Source organism: Flavobacterium sp. HNIBRBA15423, assembly GCF_052655965.1.
Genome location: NZ_CP199751.1, coordinates 4,043,795 through 4,060,594, shown reverse-complemented (window position 1 = coordinate 4,060,594; position 16,800 = coordinate 4,043,795). Strand labels below are relative to the sequence as shown.

Sequence of the window (16,800 nt, the reverse complement as noted above, 5' to 3'; positions counted from 1 at the left end):
AAAAATTGCCCAGTAAAAGACAGACTTGTCTGTCTTATTATTAATTTTTGTATAAATAAAAGAATGAAAGAATTTGAAAAAAAAGTAGCCCTGGTAATTGGAGGCACAAGCGGAATTGGAAATGCAACGACAAATGCCTTATTAGATGGTGGGGCAACGGTGCATATTGTAGGCAGAAACGTTGACAAAATAGCTGATGCTCCTAATCTGATTAAGCATTCGGTAAATATTTCTGACATGGAGGAGGTTAAAGGCTTAATCTCAAAAATTGAATCTTTAGATTATTTAGATTATTTAGTTAACGCCTCAGGAATCTTTGGACCAAAACCATTCCTTGAACACACATTAGAGGATTACAATTCGTATTTAGATCTAAACAGAGGCTTCTTTTTTATTACGCAAAGTGCAGCTAAAAAAATGAAAACTACCAATGGAGGATCAATAGTGAATGTGGGCTCTATGTGGGCGAAACAAGCTGTAAAAGCAACACCATCCTCTGCCTATTCCATGCAAAAAGCCGGTTTACATTCTTTAACCCAGCATTTGGCTATGGAGCTGGCAGATGATAATATCCGAGTAAATGCAGTATCTCCGGCCGTAGTAAACACACCTGTTTATCACGGAGTATTTGGAGGTAAAGATGAGGCTGAAAAAGCATTAGAAGGCTTTAATGATTTTCATCCAATTGGAAAAAATGGCACGCCTACAGATGTTGCCAATAGCATTCTATTTCTGCTTTCGGAAAAAGCATCCTGGGTCACAGGTGCTATTTGGGATACAGATGGTGGTGTGATGGCAGGAAGAAATTAAAAAGCCCCATACCATTCTAGAAAAGTAATAGCGTTTTGGGTACACGCTTAACAGCTATTGTTTATAATCTATATTCTATTTTTTTAGACTATAGAATAATTTTACATCTTTTACATAATTATTAATTTAAAAATCAACATAATGCAGGCACAAATAATCACTTACCAATTAAAGGATATTTCACAAGAGGAATTTCTTAAGCAAATGGTAGAACCAGATGCACCAATCTTAGCAGAAGTAAAAGGTCTTATTTCAAAAGTTTGGCTGGCAGACAAAGAAAAAAATACTTTTGGCGGTTTTTATTTATGGGAAAATAAAACAGCAATGGAAAACTTTATGCACTCTGACCTAGTAAAAGCAGTTGTAAGCCGGCCATTCGTCATGAATGTCAATTCGGTTGACTACGAAGTAAATCAAAATGCTTCATTAATTACCCGTGGCTTAAAATAAGAAATTGAACTTTTATTATATCGACAAAAGCATCTGCTACTATTGATTTTATAAAATGAGGGCTGACGTACATCATGGAACGTCAGCTCTTTTGTTTATAAATACCAATTTATTTCATTCCCTAGCATGTCAAATATAAAATCGTTTTTGGCGTTTTTCAATCATAAATCTGTTTTTGAAATCACAAACGATGATGTTATTGTATATACTATTGAATACATTCTAAAAAACAGACTTTCTTCCTCTTATCAAAACCAAATTGTGAATGCTATAAAATTATATTTCAAAACCATTCACAATGAAATTCTTGTCATTGATAAAATTCATCGTCCACAACAAGAAAAAGTTTTACCTACTGTTTTGAGTAAGGAGGAAGTAAAACAAATTCTTTCTGCACATACTAATTTAAAACATAAAGTAATGCTTTCCATGATTTACAGCTGTGGTTTGAGAAGAAGTGAATTATTGAATTTAAGACCAAACGATATTGATTCTAAAAGAAATATTGTAATAATTAGACAATCAAAAGGCAAAAAAGATAGAATTACTCCATTATCTCCAAAAATATTAGAAATGTTACGGAATTATTATATAGAATATAAACCAAAAACTTGGTTATTTGAAGGGCAAAGTAAAGGAGAACAATATTCTGAACAAAGTCTGCAAAATATTCTAAAACAAGCCTTACAAAAAACAAAAATTACTAAACCCGTAACCTTACACTGGTTGCGACACAGTTATGCCACACATTTACTAGAAAGTGGAACAGATTTACGTTATATTCAAGAATTATTAGGTCATAATAGCAGTAAAACAACTGAAATATACACGCATGTAAGTACAAAAAGCATACAACAAATTAAAAGTCCATTTGATGAATTGTACTAATTTTTATATATTTACAAATGAAATAATGTATGATGTTTATCATACATATCTACCGAAAAATAGAGAGATATGTATGACGCAATCATACATATAAACAAGTTATGCATTAATTAGAGAAATGAACAAACTCAAAATCATCTTACTATTTACAATTGTCTTTTTGAGTTGTAAAAATGAAAACGATAATACCAAAATGAATTTTTTAGCTGACGAAATTCCGAATAATACACCTTTTGAATTCAAGCAAAATTTAGTTCCTGAAAATAAACTTATTCATAAGGGAATGTTTAGCCCTAACTTAAAAGAATATTATTATACTATTTCAGATAATAGCTTTGAAAAATTTGATGTTTTCGTAATAAAAAATAAAAACGGAAATTGGTCTGAACCAAAGAAAGCATTTTTCAACAGTAAATATAACGAACACGGAATGAGTTTTTCACCTGATGGAAATTCTATCTATTTTAGTTCAACAAGACCGACAAATATTCAAGGTGTTTTTGAAACTTGGCATATTTGGAAATCTGACAAAATTAATGGAGAATGGAAAGAACCTATTTTTGTTGATATCCCGAACTTAAGAGACAAATTAGTTTCTCATCCTACAATTACTAATTCTGGAACTTTATATTTTCACTCAAGCAATTTAGATTATAGCGAAATGGATATTTATCATTCAAAAAAAGTGAATGGTAAATTTGAAAACGCAGAAAAAACTACAATTTCGATGAATTCCAAAGCTGGAAAATGCACACCATATGTTTCCCCAAATGAAGACTATTTAATTTTTGCTTCAATTGGAAACGAACTCGACTTAATGATTAGCTATAATGATGGAAAAGGTGGATGGATAAATACAAAAAAACTGAATGATAAAATTAATAATAAGGGACAAGGGAATCCATATATAACACCCAATGATAAGTTTCTTTTTTACACGACTGGAGGGCATTTAGAAAAAGATTGGAAAGTAAAATGGGTGAATATAGAATCTGAAATAAACAATAACTAATGCCAACACCGTGTATAATTAATTGCTTGGTTTTAGCCAATTCACGAAAGTCCTCGCGGGCTTTCTATCTGTGTTTTATTTGCTAACTTTAGTGATTAAAACACGCAACTAATCATACACAACAACGTTGGCAACCATTAGAATGAAACAACATCAAATCATAATTCTTCTTTTTTTCAGCATTAGTGCTTTTGGACAAAAAGTGACATATAACCACGTTGTTGATTCAACAAATGTAGAAACTAAAGAAGTAATGATGCTTTTTGAAAACTACTTGGCTTCAAATCCCCAAAACAAAGCAAAAAATCCATTTTGGAATATTGAAGAACAACAGAAACATAAAAACTATGACTTCTTGGAAAGCGAATTTCAGCCTTCACTTTATATGGGATTTCCAATTCACGTTTTGAGCATAAAATTCAAAAATGACATCTGCCAAATTAAAGTCCAGTTTTCCTATTGTAAAGAAGATGGAAGTCCATATGTTTTAGCAATAGCAAACTATATCGCGAAAAAGGAAAACGAAACGTTTAAATTGTTCAATGCTTTGACTGTAAATAAACAAACTTGGAATTGCACAACGGTTGGTGTTGTGGACTTTTATTATCCAGCATACCATAAGTTCGACTACCAAAAGGCTCAAAAGCTTAATGATTTTATTAACGAGACTTGTGAGAATTTTGGTGTTCAACTGAAACCATTTGAGTATTATCTCGCTGACGACTATGATGAAATCCAAAAACTAAAAGGACTTGATTATTACATAGGAATGGGCGGACAGTCAAAGCCAAGTGGCAAAGCAACAGACGATAAAGTTTATTGTGGCGGTTTGGGAGAATATTATGCACACGAAGTTTTCCACGTTCAAATAGACGAACACTTTCCAAACAAGCATTTTTGGGTTTCTGAAGGAATAGCAACATTATTAGGCGGAAGTCGAGGAAAAAGTTTGGATTGGCATATAAAACGAACAAACTTCTATGTACAGAAACACCCTGAAATAGACCTAAACAATATGCTCAAGCTAACAAACTTGGATGGCGAAACTTCTTATCATTATGTTTTGGGCGGACTAATAGCCAAGAAAATATTTGAAACAGGTGGTTGGAAACTTCTCAAAGAATTTATGTCAAGTGGCAAAACCGATGAAGACTATTACAATGCGATTGAAGAACACCTTGGAATAAATAAAACAGAACTTAACGACTATATTCGAGAGCAATTAGAAATTGAATCAAAAAAATAACGGTTGCCAACATTGTATAAGCGTAATCCGGGCTAAAGTGCTAAATATAAACGAATTGAACATTAACAAACATACGGCTAAACCGAAAGTTAGTACATTTAAAGCCCGCACTACGCTTATACTAGACCGTTGTAAGCAATTTGATCAAAAACCGAAAAACATACTTCAAGTTACAAAATGAACGAAAATAAATTTATCGAAAAATTCCAAAATAAAACTGATTCGGAATTAGAATATATTTTAGAAAATAAAAAGAGTTATAATGAACAAGCTATTTCTGCTTCAATTCATATTTTGAAAGAACGTAACGGAAAAACATCTGAAATAGAAACCGTAGAGAATGAAATCAAAATTGAAAAGGAAAAGAAACAAATAGCTCAAAAGAAATTTGTAAAAAAAGAAAAGCAATATTACGGACGACCCAAACGTACCTGAATTACATTCAAAAAAAGTAATTATGGTTTTTTCTGGACTTTTTTCAACCATATTCGGAGCTATTTTGTTGATGTATAATATGAAGCAAACAGAAAATCAAACTGGTCGAATTCAAGTTTTGATTTTTGGAATTTTATATACAATTGTAACTTTAGTTGTTGTGAATTTAATGAATATTGGCGGAAATATCGCTTTGATTTTTAATATTGCTGGAGGTGGAATTTTGACAGAATATTTTTGGAATAAATTTATTGGAAAAGATTTTGAACACAGAAAAAGAAGTTGGATAAAACCAGCAATAATATCAGTTTTAATAACAATTCCGTTCATTTTAGCAATGATTTATGGGCAATAAAAAACTGCTTACAACAATGTATAAAAATAATGCGTAAGTTTATTTCTAAATCAAAAGTTAGTGCTTGTTTGCTTGCATCTGATTTTCCTTCGGAAAATCCTCGCACTCAAACTACGCACTATTCTTATACGTAACCGTTAGCGGTCATTGTAAAACCACACACCGAAAGAGAAATTAAATGATTAAAATACTTTACATTTTCACAATAGGACTTTTGACAAGTTACTCAACGTTTGGAATTTCTGTTGAAGATAGAACTCAATTTGAGTTTAGTTTGGACACTTTAAAATTATACGACCAAAGCAGACAGAGAGAAATTCCAATTGCAATTTATAAACCAACCTCAAAAGTTTCTGGAAAACAAAAAATTATCATTTTCAGTCATGGCTATGGACAAAATAAAGGTGGTGATTATTTGGCGTATTCATATCTGACAGAATTTTTAGCAACAAAAGGATTTTTCGTTGTAAGCATTCAACACGAACTTGCAACTGACAGTTTATTACCATTGACAGGAAATCCACAAATTGTAAGACGACCATTTTGGGAACGTGGTGCAGACAATATTTTATTCGTTATCAACGAACTCAAAAGAACAAATCCTGATTTAGACTTCAAACACATTACACTTATTGGACATTCTAACGGTGGTGATATGACTGCTCTTTTCCCACAAAAATACCCGAACACCGTTGAAAAAACAATAACGTTGGACAACAGAAGAATGGCGTTACCAAAAATAAAAAAGGTTAAAGTTTACTCGTTACGTTCAAGCGACCAACTAGCGGACGAAGGTGTTTTGCCGACAGAAAAGGAAGTTAAAAAGTATAAAATGAAAATAGTAAAATTGGCAAATACGACCCACAATGAAATGGACGACAATGCTAATGACGAGCAACAAAAGGAAATTCAAAAATATATCTTAACGTTTATAAATGACTGAGAAAGAAGAACAACGAACCGCTAACAGCGATAACTGTTGCACAACTACCATTTTTTAAAACATCCCGAAGTTTCAGAATCAAAATCATAAAAACCCAACCTCTTTTAAAGTGATTTAAAGGAGGTTTATTTTTAGATGAGTTTATAAATGTAAAAATTTTGTTGGCTTAAAATCCAGTTTTTAAAGTTGTAAAACATGGTTTTTACAAAAACAAAGTTCTTTCCTTGTTTTAGGGAAATAACTTGACTTAAAATAGATGTTTTTTTGATGGTAAAGCGCAAGTATTTCTTCAAGTTATACGTTAAACTTGCCATTAATACATGCTTGTTTGCGTTTTTAATACCTCGTGTGTTTACCCTCTTCATATTCGTAAAGTTGACCAAGGTTCCTATGACTGGTTCTACTGTTTTGCTTCGCACTCTTGACATTTTCTTGGCATACTTTTCATTTTGGGTCAGCTTTTGATGCATTTTGTCGTAATGTTCTTTGTGGATGCTATCATCTATCTTTTTGAACTTAGTACTTTTACCACAACATTGTTCTCTTAGTGCACAATGCTTGCAAGCCGATTCACTGCTTCTATAGGTGCGTTTGGTGTAGTCTTTACTATCGGTTTTTTCGCCTTTGAATAAAAGTTTGGCTTGGTTACCTCTAGGTTTAGTACATTGGTAAATTTTCTTCTTTGTTAAATATAAAGCCTTCTCGCTCGGGTTTGTATTGACCAAAGTTAGGAATGTAGGCATTGATGTTTTTTTCGTGTAAATACGCCAAAGCTTCGCCACTACTGTAACCACCATCAGCTAAGAGTTCTTCTAATTCAATGTCGTTTTCGGCTAGGTTTTCCTGAGTAAGTTCTACAATTTTTTCAATACATTGACTATCGCGTTTGTCAGCAAAATCAGAACACGCTCCTGTGATTACATGATGAGCATCGTCTACAGCGATTTGTCCAAAATAGTTTAACTGTCTGGCTTTACCTGGTTTTACACTTACTTTAGCATCGGGATCTGTAGGAGAATAATGGGTGTGATTGGATACGTATTTAGGTCTAATTAAATTGCCGTTCTCATCTGTTTTATCTCCTTTTTGACTACCTTTTGGCATTCCTTTATAAGCTTCTTTTTTCCAATTATGATGTTGTTCTACAATCTTTTTTCTTGTGCTTGTGGTTTTAAACTCGCTGTTTTCTTCTAATTCATTTACAAAAGCACTCGCATCGTCTAAAATTTCTTTTTCCACTATACTGTCCATAGAAGCATTTGCTTTTATAAAAACGCTATCTACTGCTTGTCGCTTGCCTCGAACCATACCTTGACTAACGCACATTTTTAGCACTCGTTTGAATAAAACTAAAAATATTTCTTCGCCATACAATTGACGCGTTCTACTTATCGTACTATGCCATGGTAAAGTTTCATGAACATCATATCCTAAAAACAATCGAATAGACAAACTATCGCTACAAAATGCTATCAAATTCCGGTCTGAATTTATGTTATTCAAATAACCTACCAGCAAGATCTTAAAGAAAACAACTGGATCTATACTCTCTTGCCCTTCTTTGCCATAATATTTTTTAGTAGCTTGATATATGAAATGTAAATTGAGTTCGCTTAACAACTTTCTGTAAAAATTATCCTGTGGAACTAGGTCTAATAAATTGACAGATACAAATAACTGGGGAGTAAAATTTTTCTTTCCTTGCATGCTTAAATTTACAAAAAAGTAATCTTTTCAATGTTGCCTTTTTGTTATCTTTGATGGAGTTGTGCAACAAGCACAGCCGTTTGGCGAGATTGGGGGTTCAGTGCTTCGATTGAAAAATAAGTACTAAATTTGAAGTGCGGTTCTTCGTAGAAAAGTTTGGTGCAAAAAAGCCCCACCTGCGTATAGCCGTAAACCATTAGCTGCAAGCAAAATAATGACCTTAAATAAATAAAATGAAAAAAAAGACTATAATCTTCTTATTGATTTTTATCTCATTTGGACAGTTAATTTACGGACAGAAAAATAAAATTAAGATAATTGAAAACAATCTGACTGAAGTAAAAGATTTTATTTTTGAGGATAGTATTATTACAAAATACAACATTCTGGACAGAATGGATTTTTACAAAATTCCATCTGTTTCTATTGCAGTAATAAATGACGGAAAGATAGAGTGGGCAAAAACTTATGGTTACGCAGATATCGAAACAAAAAGATTAGCTAACAAAAAAACATTATATCAGGTTGCATCAATAACCAAATCTGTAAATGGCTTGGGCATAATGAAACTTGTGCAAGAAGGAAAGCTTTCTTTAACCACCGACATCAGAAAATATTTAAAATCTTGGACTTTCCCAGACAATGAACTTTCTAAAAACAAACTGATTACTTTAAAAAATTTATTGAGCCATACAGCAGGATTAAGTGTTCACGGCTTTATTGGTTATTCAATAAATGATAGCTTGCCGACTATCAATCAAATTCTGAATGGTGAGATGCCAGCCAATAACGAAGCTATAATACCAATCTATCCAATAAACGAACACTTTGAATATTCCGGAGGCGGTTATACTGTGATAAGAAAAATATTGGACGATAATATTTCGGCTAATTATGACAGTTTAATGAAAACAGTTGTGTTATCACCACTGAAAATGACAAACAGCACTTTCAGCCAGCCTCTTTCAAAGCATTATAAAAATTATGCTTTTGGCACAGACCAAGAAATGCAAACACTAAATGGAAATTATTATATCTATCCTGAACAATCAGCAGGCGGGCTTTGGTCAACAGCTACTGACATCGCAAAATTTGTTATTAGTATTCAAAATGATTTAAAAAGTGGCCCAAACTCAATACTTAATAAGAAATCAACACAAGAAATGCTTACTCCTATTTTAAATAATTATGCTTTGGGATTTGGCATTGTTGAAAAAGGTGGTGAAAAATATTTTTGGCACGAAGGCGAAAGCTATGGTTATAATTCTATATATTATGGAAGTTTTACAACAGGCAAAGGGGTTGTTATTCTAACAAATGCTTATCCAAGCAACGGACAACCTTTTATACAAGAACTTTTAAATAGTGTTGCAACAGTTTATAATTGGAAAGACTTTTACAAACCTATCAAGAAAAAGTTAGCTTTTGTTCCCGAAACATTAATTTCAAAATACATTGGCGAATATTATTCAGAAAATCCACAAATGAAAATATCAATTACTAAAAATAGCAATCAGCTTGAACTTACAGCAAGACAAACAGAAAAAATGTACGCTACTAAACTCAACACATTTTTTCTTGCTTCAGCACCAAATGACGAATGTGTTTTTTCAAGTTCAAAAAATGATGATTTTATAGATACTTTTGAAGTAGTTCAAAACAATATGATAATTATTACTGCTACAAAGAAGAAGGAATAAATTGCCAGCAGCTAACAATGTGTATAAGTAATAGCGGCTTAAGTATATAAACAAAAGTATAAACATAAAACCAAGGTCAGAGTAAAATCGAAAGGTTTGTGATTAGAAATCCGCTACTACTCATATACGAGACCGTTAGCGGTAATGCGACCAAAACCGTATCAAAAACAAAAAAACGAATGGACGAACAAAAAATAATTGAAAAATTCATAGAACTTTCCGAAGGAAAATTGACAGCCGAAGATTGGAAAACTTGGTTTTCTGAAAACGTACAAAGTGTTGAACAAATATGTGGAAGAACAAATTTTTTAAAAATAAAACCGTCAAATAGCTTTAGTGAAATAAGAAATGTGTACCACGGACAAACGGCTGTTTCAAATTGGCTGAAATCAAAAAATATAGAAGTTTCTTTATCTGACATTTATAAAAAAAATTACGAAAAGGAATTTGATGATTACTGTAAAGCACAAGACGAAAAACGTAAAAAATTAAAAAAGTCAGTTGAAACTAAATTTGGCTATTTAAAAGAAATATACCCCAAATTATTACGACAATTAACTAAATCTTACGATGGATACACTAAAGTAGAAGTAGGGAAAAGTATTGATGAAATTGAATTTAAAGAAAATGAATTATCATTAAAATTTTCAGATGAACTTAAAGTATTTTTTAATCACGTTTCAGTCTTTGAATTTGAAGGTGTAGAAATCAATTTCAATTATTTGGACAAGCAATTGTTTGAGAAAAAAGAGTTTTTAATTCTAGGAGAATTTTGGCAATATGGAGACGGAGACAAGTTGTTATACGACATTGACAATCAAAACATTTTTGTTTTTGCTCACGAATACAATCCGCCAAAAGTTATTAAACAAGCACAAACAATGACAGAGTTTGTTGAAAAAATACTTGTTCGACATTTAAAAGAATATGAAGAATAAATAGCACTACCGCTAACAGCACCTACATGCAAGCAAGGGTTTCGTGCTTCGTAGGACAGGTAAGTAGTAAAATTACGTTCTGTTCTTCGTAGGAAGTTCAGTGGTAAAAATCCCTGCCTGCGTTTAGCTGCGGCCCGTTAGCGGTCATTGCATTACGAAACCGCACAAATACATAATTAATTAAAAAATGAATATTAAAAACCTTACTTATTTACTTCTGATTTTATCATTCTACAGTTGTAGTGCACAAAAAAAAAACAAATGATGAAACTTGGAACAAAATTGTTACAGAAACTAAAACTATAAACAATATAACATACATATTCCCAACTGAAGTTGAAATTCCGCGTAGAAATCTTGCAATTGAAGAATGTCAAAAAGCAATTGAAGAAAATTTAAAACTAATTGGGGAAACAGAGCTCAATAATAAAATGGATATTGAATTTTTAAAATCAAGAAAAGAAATGCTAAAATATGGTGGAATGGCCGCTCAAGGTTTGGCTTATCCCGACAGAGGTGTTTTCTTCACTTTGCTTAAAGACAAAGGTTCGCCAATAAAACACGAGATGATGCATATGATAACAATGTATAAATGGGGAACTCCAGATAGTTCATTAACTTGGATGAATGAAGGTTTAGCAACTTATGTTGGCGGAACTTGCTTTAAATACTCATTAGAAGAAATCTATAAATATTTTATTCAAAGTAATAAATTGATTTCTATCGATAAATTATCCGAAGATTTTTATGAAAACCCTGATATGATTGCTTACACACAAAGTGCTTTTATTTGTAAATTTCTAATTGATAACTATGGAATATCTAAATTTAAAGAACTTTGGAAAAGTGGATATGAAAAACTAAACGAAATCTACGGAATTGACTCAAATACTTTAGAGAATACTTTAAAAGATTATATCAATAAAAAATATCCAAAAGATATAAATTTTGATTGGGAGGAATTTAATAAAGGATGTTAAAAGCAACGAACCGCTAACAGTAGTTAAAAGTAATGGCTTGGGCAAGGGCATACTTCCGAATTTTCTCCGAAAATTCAAAAGTTTGCGTTATATTTGTTTTGGCTTGGTCTTGGCTCATCGCCACTTCTTTTAGCTGCAAAACGTTACCCAACATTTGACCAAAAAACCGTAGAAATTGAAATTTAAAATTGGACTTTCATTATTTTTTATTTTCGGATTTTTCTTTTTTAGAATAATCGGACCAATAATTACTGGAAAACTTAAAGAGTTCCATATCAGAAATAATACCAGTTTAGTAGAGAAAGCACCTGGTATTTTTAAATTTTTCAATTTTTTTTTTAAGGGTTTTGCAATATTCTGTTTGATTTATGTTGTAATGATTTGGACAGGTTTTGTAACAATACCAAGCGAATAAATGTTTAGAAAAAGAAAAATAATATTAATTCATTTAGCATTATTCATACTTCTGACTTTATTGCTGTTGTTCACATCTGAACCTTTATTAAATAAGTTTGCAACTGGAATTCACAATGTCGGAATGTGGATAGATTTAATGACTTTTGGAACAATCGGAATTCTGATTTTGACTACCATTTCGTGTCTGATTTTCTTGAACAAAGGCAAAAAGAAAAAGCGAATTGAGAAAATTGAGCTAACCGAAAACGGATTTGAAATTAATTACGATGAAGAAATCACTAAATTCAATTGGTCAGAGATTGATAAACTAACTGGATTTAAAGTTGACCGATTTACAATTGATGATATTTGTTTAAAAATAGAATCTAATAATAAAGTGGCTTATGTGACAGAGGAATTCCAAGGTTGGCGGAATTTTATAAATAAAATGCTAACTGAATTTCCTCAAATAGACAAAAACTTGGAAGAAATTATTGCAAAGTCTGCGTTTGAAAGAAATGAAACTGAATCGTATAACCGAAATAAAAACGTTGGGTAACAACGTATATAATCCATTGCTAGTGAGAGCCTACTTACGAAAATCCTCGCGGATTTTCTATTCGGTTTTTATTTGCTAAATTACGTGCTAAACTACGCAACGTATCATATACAAAACCGTTGTGCATAATTTAGGCATAAAAATTGATCCGAAATTTAATCAATAAATTTTCAATCCATGAAACATACTATATTCTTCTTTATAGTCTTTGTAATATTCTCATGTCAAGTTCATTCACAAACTATTAAAAGGATAGATGATTCTATTATACCTGTTGAGACTCTAAATTCTAATTTTGAGCGTTTACAGCGTGAAGTCAACGTTCATGGGATCACAATATCTATCATTACAAAAGACAGTGTATTATTTCAAAAAGCATATGGTTTCAGAAACTTAAAGAAAAAACTGCCTTTAGAAATGTCGAATAACTTTTATGCCGCCTCTTTAAGTAAGCCGGTATTAGCTTTTATTGTGATGAAACTGGTTGATGCTGGAGTTATTGATTTAGACAAACCTTTAGTGGAATATCTTGATAAACCATTGCCATCCTATACTTTTAAAGAAACCTATGAAGGGTATCAAGATTTGGAAGGTGATGAAAGGTATAAAAAGATAACCGCCAGAATGTGTTTGTCTCATACCACTGGTTTTCCTAACTGGAGATATATAGGAAATTCGGGCATCAACATGAATAAACCACTAGAGATAGAATCAAACCCAGGAACTTACTACAGCTACTCTGGAGAAGGTATTCAATTGCTTCAGTTTGTAGTTGAACAAATCACGAAAAAAAGATTGGAAGAGTTGGCGCAGGCATACGTATTTCAACCGTTTAATATGACGATGACTAGCTATTTATGGCAAGATAGATTTGAGACCAACTACGCGGTAGGGCATTACGACAGAAAAAAGATACTTGAACGACAAAAAAGAAATCAGGAATATGCTGCTGGAAGCATGGAAACCACCCCAGAGGATTATGCCAAGTTCATTCAGGTGATGTTGGGAAGAAAAGGTTTAAGCCCAAAGGCATTTGATGAGATGTTCAAGCCACAAATTGCTATTACCTCTAAACAACAGTTTGGGGATAATAGATGGAAAATTACCGATGAAAATATAAATATTAACTTAAGTTATGGTCTAGGCTGGGGTATATACGAGACACCTTATGGTAAAGCAATTTTTAAAGAAGGACACATGGATGGCTGGGAACATTATGCCATATTATACCCATCAAAAAACATAGGTATGGTCATTATGTGCAATAGTTCAAACGGAGAAGGAATTTTTAAAGAGCTATTAGAAATTGCCATGGGAGATAGATGGATGCCTTGGTATTGGGAAAATTTTATACCTTATAATATTAAAGATTAGCCATGACTATTGATAAGATCAACTATGCACAACATTGTATAAGAGCAATAGCGGGTGAAGTAGAAATATCAAGACTTATGCATTTAAAAACTTTTATGGTAGTGGATAGGTAATTGCCTTAAAATCCGCTACTGCTCTTATACTAGACCGTTGGCAGACATTATAAAAAAGACCGAGAATTCAAGAACTTAAAACAATAAAGATGAAAAAAATTATATTTATACTGATTTTAATTTTTCAAATTACAAATATATTTTCTCAAACATCAACTTGGCAATGGGCATTAAATGCTGGTAACAATGAAAATGATAGAGGAAATGGAATAGCAATTGATTCAAACGGAGATGTTTATAGTACAGGTTCTTTTGCTAGTTCAAGCATAACTTTTGGTACTTATACATTGACTAATAATAGTTATTCTTCCGGTTATATATTAAAGCAAGATACACTTGGAAATGTAATTTGGGCAAAATGTATAACTGGAACTTCAAACAATATTGTTGGATGTGGAGACATCTGTACTGATAGTAATGGAAATATTTATGTAATTGGAACATTTCAAGGAATCGTAAACTTTGAAGGTGTTACTTTAACCGCAAATGGCATTAGTGATATATTCATTATAAAATATGATAGTAATGGAAATCAAATTTTTGTTAAACAGAGTACTAGCTCTTCTTTTTATTCAGATGGAGGAAAAATATTCGTTGATAATAATGGTTATATATATATTACTGGTGTATTTGGAGGTACTTTAGGAAGTCAACTTAATTTTAATAATCAAACTGTTACAAATAGTGTACAAGGTTATCAGGATGTCTATCTTTTTAAATTAGATAGTAATGCAAATGCTATTTGGGGGAAAAGTATAAGTGGAATAACAACAAAAAACGTAAAATCTATTGGAGCAGACAATAATGGTAATGTTTATTTAATTGGGGATTTCCTTTCTCCTACAATTACAATTGGTAATACAACTCTAACAAATTCTGTATCTAATAGTTCAACTGCTGATATATATATAGCAAGATATAACAATTCTGGTGATGTAGTTTGGGCGTATTCATTCGGCGGACAACAATCTGATTATGGAAGAGATTTAAAAGTTGACAGCAATGGAGACATTCATGTAACTGGAAGTTTTTATAAATCATCAATAAATTTCAATGGTACAATTCTACAAGGAAATAGTTTATGTTTAAACACATATGTTTTAGAATTTGATAATAATTTCAACATTATTTGGGGTAGAAGTTTTGGCTATGCTAACAACAATAGTAATGGACATAGTATTGATGTTGACATAAATGGAAATACTTATTTGGCAGGAGATTTTTATGTTGCATTAAATATTGGTTCTTTTAATTTAATAAATGTTGGAACTAACGGATGGGGAGATATTTATGTAATAAAATACGATTCGCAAGGAAATGTGTTACAGGCAAATTCTGCAGGTGGAAATTATATTGAAGAAACAAATAAAATTAGAGTAAATAATACTGGTGATGCATTTTTAACTGGTCGCTATTATAGTCCAACAATAACTTTCGGTAGTCATTTACTTGCGAACAATTCTATTTCCAACAAATCAGACATCTTCATTTCTAAACTACAATTTAATAGTATTCTATCCATTAATGAACAATTAATTAAAGATAAGATAACATTATATCCAAATCCAATGATTTCAAATTCATTTTTGGATTTTGAAGAAGAACAGATTAACTCTATAATTCAGATAACTGATATGAATGGAAAAGAAATAAAAAAAATTAATTTTAGTGGGAGAAGAATGAATATTGAAAAATCAGGATTAAAAAGTGGAATATATTTTATCATAATAACGAATAGTCAAAATGAAAAAGAAATTAAAAAATTAGTTATATATTAGAAACCATATAAAAACAGAACAACGATCTGCCAACAGCAGTTTTACAAAATGGCGGGTTCAGTGCTAAATTCAAGGTCAGTTCATCAAATAAACTTCAGTAATAAATTAAAGTTAAGTGCTTAAAAGTCAACCACTTCGCCAAGTTGCAAAACGTTAGTGGTAATTTTACTGCAGACGGAGAAAAATATCAATTAAAATTTCAAAAATGAGAATATTCTATTTATTTATCTTATTAAATTCTTTATGTTTCGGACAAAACAAAGAAAATGAATTTAAAGCCGAATATTATTACAATAAAGCATTTGAAATATTAAATAATACTACTCACAATGCTTTATCGGAAGAACTTTCACTTGAAGCATTAGAATATTCCAACAAAGCAATTGAGTTAAATGCAAAAAACTCAAAATATTTTAGAGTTAGAGGTACAACTTACTTTCACTTGAAAAATTATGATTTAGCACTAAACAACCATAATGAAGCGATAATAATTGATTCAACAAATTCACTTGCATGGATGGGACGAGCGATAGTTTTTGAAAATACTCAAAGATTTGAGCTTGCTGAAAAAAGCTATATAAAGGCTTTGGAATTTGACAAAGATTCATCTGCCATAATTTTTAATTTCGGTTTACTTTATAGTAAATGGAAAAAAATTGATTTATCAATATTATATTATGATAAAGCTGTAAAATTAGATCCTGAATATACTAGTGCATACATTAATCGTGGAGATATTAAACTAAAATTAGGAATGTATAAAGATGCAGTTTTAGATTTTAATAAAGCAATATCTTTAGATTCAATAGACAAAGTATCTTATAACAATAGAGGTCTTTGCAAATTTTATTTAAAAGAATATCAAAATGCAATTCTTGATTTTGAAAAAGCATTAAACATAAATCTTGGCAAATCTTTTAATGAAAATTTTGATACTGACAAATATTCATATAATAATATGGCAAATTCATATTGTTATTTAGGCAATATTGAAAAAGCATGTGAATTTTGGAATATTGCAATCCAAAAGGGTTATGTGTATAAAAAAGAGTGGAAAGAAATTTACAACATTGAAGACCCGAATGAACTAATTAAAAAATATTGCAAATAATAAAA

15 protein-coding genes and 1 pseudogene are annotated in these 16,800 nt (G+C 31.3%); 15 read left to right on the top strand and 1 reads right to left on the bottom strand.

Features of this window, described 5'->3' with window-relative positions:
• Positions 1-63 precede the first annotated feature (63 nt).
• The 8 genes from ACULEV_RS18100 (at position 64) to ACULEV_RS18065 (ending at position 6,139) form a co-directional block, all read left to right on the top strand.
• Positions 64-810: an SDR family NAD(P)-dependent oxidoreductase gene (locus ACULEV_RS18100; RefSeq protein ID WP_445456455.1), complete on the top strand. Its 747-nt coding sequence runs from the start codon at positions 64-66 to the stop codon at positions 808-810.
• Positions 811-951: 141 nt separating this feature from the next.
• Complete coding sequence (locus ACULEV_RS18095) at positions 952-1,260, top strand: YdhR family protein (protein WP_445456454.1); 309 nt, start codon at positions 952-954, stop codon at positions 1,258-1,260.
• 126 nt (positions 1,261-1,386) lie between these two features.
• Positions 1,387-2,148 (top strand): tyrosine-type recombinase/integrase, encoded by a 762-nt coding sequence (locus ACULEV_RS18090; RefSeq protein ID WP_445456453.1) that lies wholly within the window; start codon positions 1,387-1,389, stop codon positions 2,146-2,148.
• A 118-nt stretch (positions 2,149-2,266) separates the two neighbouring features.
• Complete coding sequence (locus tag ACULEV_RS18085; RefSeq protein WP_445456452.1) at positions 2,267-3,160, top strand: TolB family protein; 894 nt, start codon at positions 2,267-2,269, stop codon at positions 3,158-3,160.
• Between the two features lie 142 nt (positions 3,161-3,302).
• Positions 3,303-4,406, top strand: coding sequence for a hypothetical protein (locus ACULEV_RS18080; protein ID WP_445456451.1), 1,104 nt, complete (start codon positions 3,303-3,305; stop codon positions 4,404-4,406).
• A 177-nt stretch (positions 4,407-4,583) separates the two neighbouring features.
• On the top strand, positions 4,584-4,841 hold the full coding sequence (locus tag ACULEV_RS18075) for a hypothetical protein (protein WP_445456450.1): 258 nt from the start codon (positions 4,584-4,586) through the stop codon (positions 4,839-4,841).
• Between the two features lie 22 nt (positions 4,842-4,863).
• Positions 4,864-5,196: a hypothetical protein gene (locus ACULEV_RS18070; protein WP_445456449.1), complete on the top strand. Its 333-nt coding sequence runs from the start codon at positions 4,864-4,866 to the stop codon at positions 5,194-5,196.
• Between the two features lie 214 nt (positions 5,197-5,410).
• Positions 5,411-6,139, top strand: coding sequence for an alpha/beta hydrolase family protein (locus ACULEV_RS18065; RefSeq protein WP_445456448.1), 729 nt, complete (start codon positions 5,411-5,413; stop codon positions 6,137-6,139).
• A gap of 131 nt (positions 6,140-6,270) precedes the next feature.
• On the opposite strand, the pseudogene ACULEV_RS18060 reads toward ACULEV_RS18065, so the two are convergent.
• Positions 6,271-7,846: pseudogene (locus ACULEV_RS18060) on the bottom strand (IS1182 family transposase).
• Positions 7,847-8,079: 233 nt separating this feature from the next.
• Between ACULEV_RS18060 and ACULEV_RS18055 the strand changes: the two are divergent.
• The 7 genes from ACULEV_RS18055 (at position 8,080) to ACULEV_RS18025 (ending at position 16,795) form a co-directional block, all read left to right on the top strand.
• The gene (locus tag ACULEV_RS18055) at positions 8,080-9,546 is read left to right on the top strand and encodes a serine hydrolase domain-containing protein (RefSeq protein WP_445456447.1); all 1,467 of its coding nucleotides are present in this window, start codon (positions 8,080-8,082) and stop codon (positions 9,544-9,546) included.
• A gap of 179 nt (positions 9,547-9,725) precedes the next feature.
• Complete coding sequence (locus ACULEV_RS18050) at positions 9,726-10,484, top strand: hypothetical protein (RefSeq protein ID WP_445456446.1); 759 nt, start codon at positions 9,726-9,728, stop codon at positions 10,482-10,484.
• A gap of 242 nt (positions 10,485-10,726) precedes the next feature.
• Positions 10,727-11,464, top strand: a complete 738-nt coding sequence (locus ACULEV_RS18045) for a peptidase MA family metallohydrolase (RefSeq protein ID WP_445456445.1) — start codon at positions 10,727-10,729, stop codon at positions 11,462-11,464.
• 415 nt (positions 11,465-11,879) lie between these two features.
• Positions 11,880-12,419 (top strand): hypothetical protein, encoded by a 540-nt coding sequence (locus ACULEV_RS18040; protein ID WP_445456444.1) that lies wholly within the window; start codon positions 11,880-11,882, stop codon positions 12,417-12,419.
• Between the two features lie 177 nt (positions 12,420-12,596).
• Positions 12,597-13,793, top strand: coding sequence for a serine hydrolase domain-containing protein (locus ACULEV_RS18035; protein ID WP_445456443.1), 1,197 nt, complete (start codon positions 12,597-12,599; stop codon positions 13,791-13,793).
• Between the two features lie 202 nt (positions 13,794-13,995).
• Positions 13,996-15,684, top strand: coding sequence for an SBBP repeat-containing protein (locus ACULEV_RS18030; protein ID WP_445456442.1), 1,689 nt, complete (start codon positions 13,996-13,998; stop codon positions 15,682-15,684).
• A 205-nt stretch (positions 15,685-15,889) separates the two neighbouring features.
• A complete protein-coding gene (locus tag ACULEV_RS18025; protein WP_445456441.1) occupies positions 15,890-16,795 on the top strand; it encodes a tetratricopeptide repeat protein in 906 nt (301 codons plus the stop codon).
• Positions 16,796-16,800 lie beyond the last annotated feature (5 nt).

Excerpts from the sequence above, each read along its gene's own strand:
- ACULEV_RS18100 (WP_445456455.1), top strand. The coding sequence starts at position 64 with ATGAAAGAATTTGAAAAAAAAGTAGCCCTGGTAATTGGAGGCACAAGC.
- ACULEV_RS18095 (WP_445456454.1), top strand. The coding sequence starts at position 952 with ATGCAGGCACAAATAATCACTTACCAATTAAAGGATATTTCACAAGAG.
- ACULEV_RS18090 (WP_445456453.1), top strand. The coding sequence starts at position 1,387 with ATGTCAAATATAAAATCGTTTTTGGCGTTTTTCAATCATAAATCTGTT.
- ACULEV_RS18085 (WP_445456452.1), top strand. The coding sequence starts at position 2,267 with ATGAACAAACTCAAAATCATCTTACTATTTACAATTGTCTTTTTGAGT.
- ACULEV_RS18080 (WP_445456451.1), top strand. The coding sequence starts at position 3,303 with ATGAAACAACATCAAATCATAATTCTTCTTTTTTTCAGCATTAGTGCT.
- ACULEV_RS18075 (WP_445456450.1), top strand. The coding sequence starts at position 4,584 with ATGAACGAAAATAAATTTATCGAAAAATTCCAAAATAAAACTGATTCG.
- ACULEV_RS18070 (WP_445456449.1), top strand. The coding sequence starts at position 4,864 with ATGGTTTTTTCTGGACTTTTTTCAACCATATTCGGAGCTATTTTGTTG.
- ACULEV_RS18055 (WP_445456447.1), top strand. The coding sequence starts at position 8,080 with ATGAAAAAAAAGACTATAATCTTCTTATTGATTTTTATCTCATTTGGA.
- ACULEV_RS18050 (WP_445456446.1), top strand. The coding sequence starts at position 9,726 with ATGGACGAACAAAAAATAATTGAAAAATTCATAGAACTTTCCGAAGGA.
- ACULEV_RS18040 (WP_445456444.1), top strand. The coding sequence starts at position 11,880 with ATGTTTAGAAAAAGAAAAATAATATTAATTCATTTAGCATTATTCATA.
- ACULEV_RS18035 (WP_445456443.1), top strand. The coding sequence starts at position 12,597 with ATGAAACATACTATATTCTTCTTTATAGTCTTTGTAATATTCTCATGT.
- ACULEV_RS18030 (WP_445456442.1), top strand. The coding sequence starts at position 13,996 with ATGAAAAAAATTATATTTATACTGATTTTAATTTTTCAAATTACAAAT.
- ACULEV_RS18025 (WP_445456441.1), top strand. The coding sequence starts at position 15,890 with ATGAGAATATTCTATTTATTTATCTTATTAAATTCTTTATGTTTCGGA.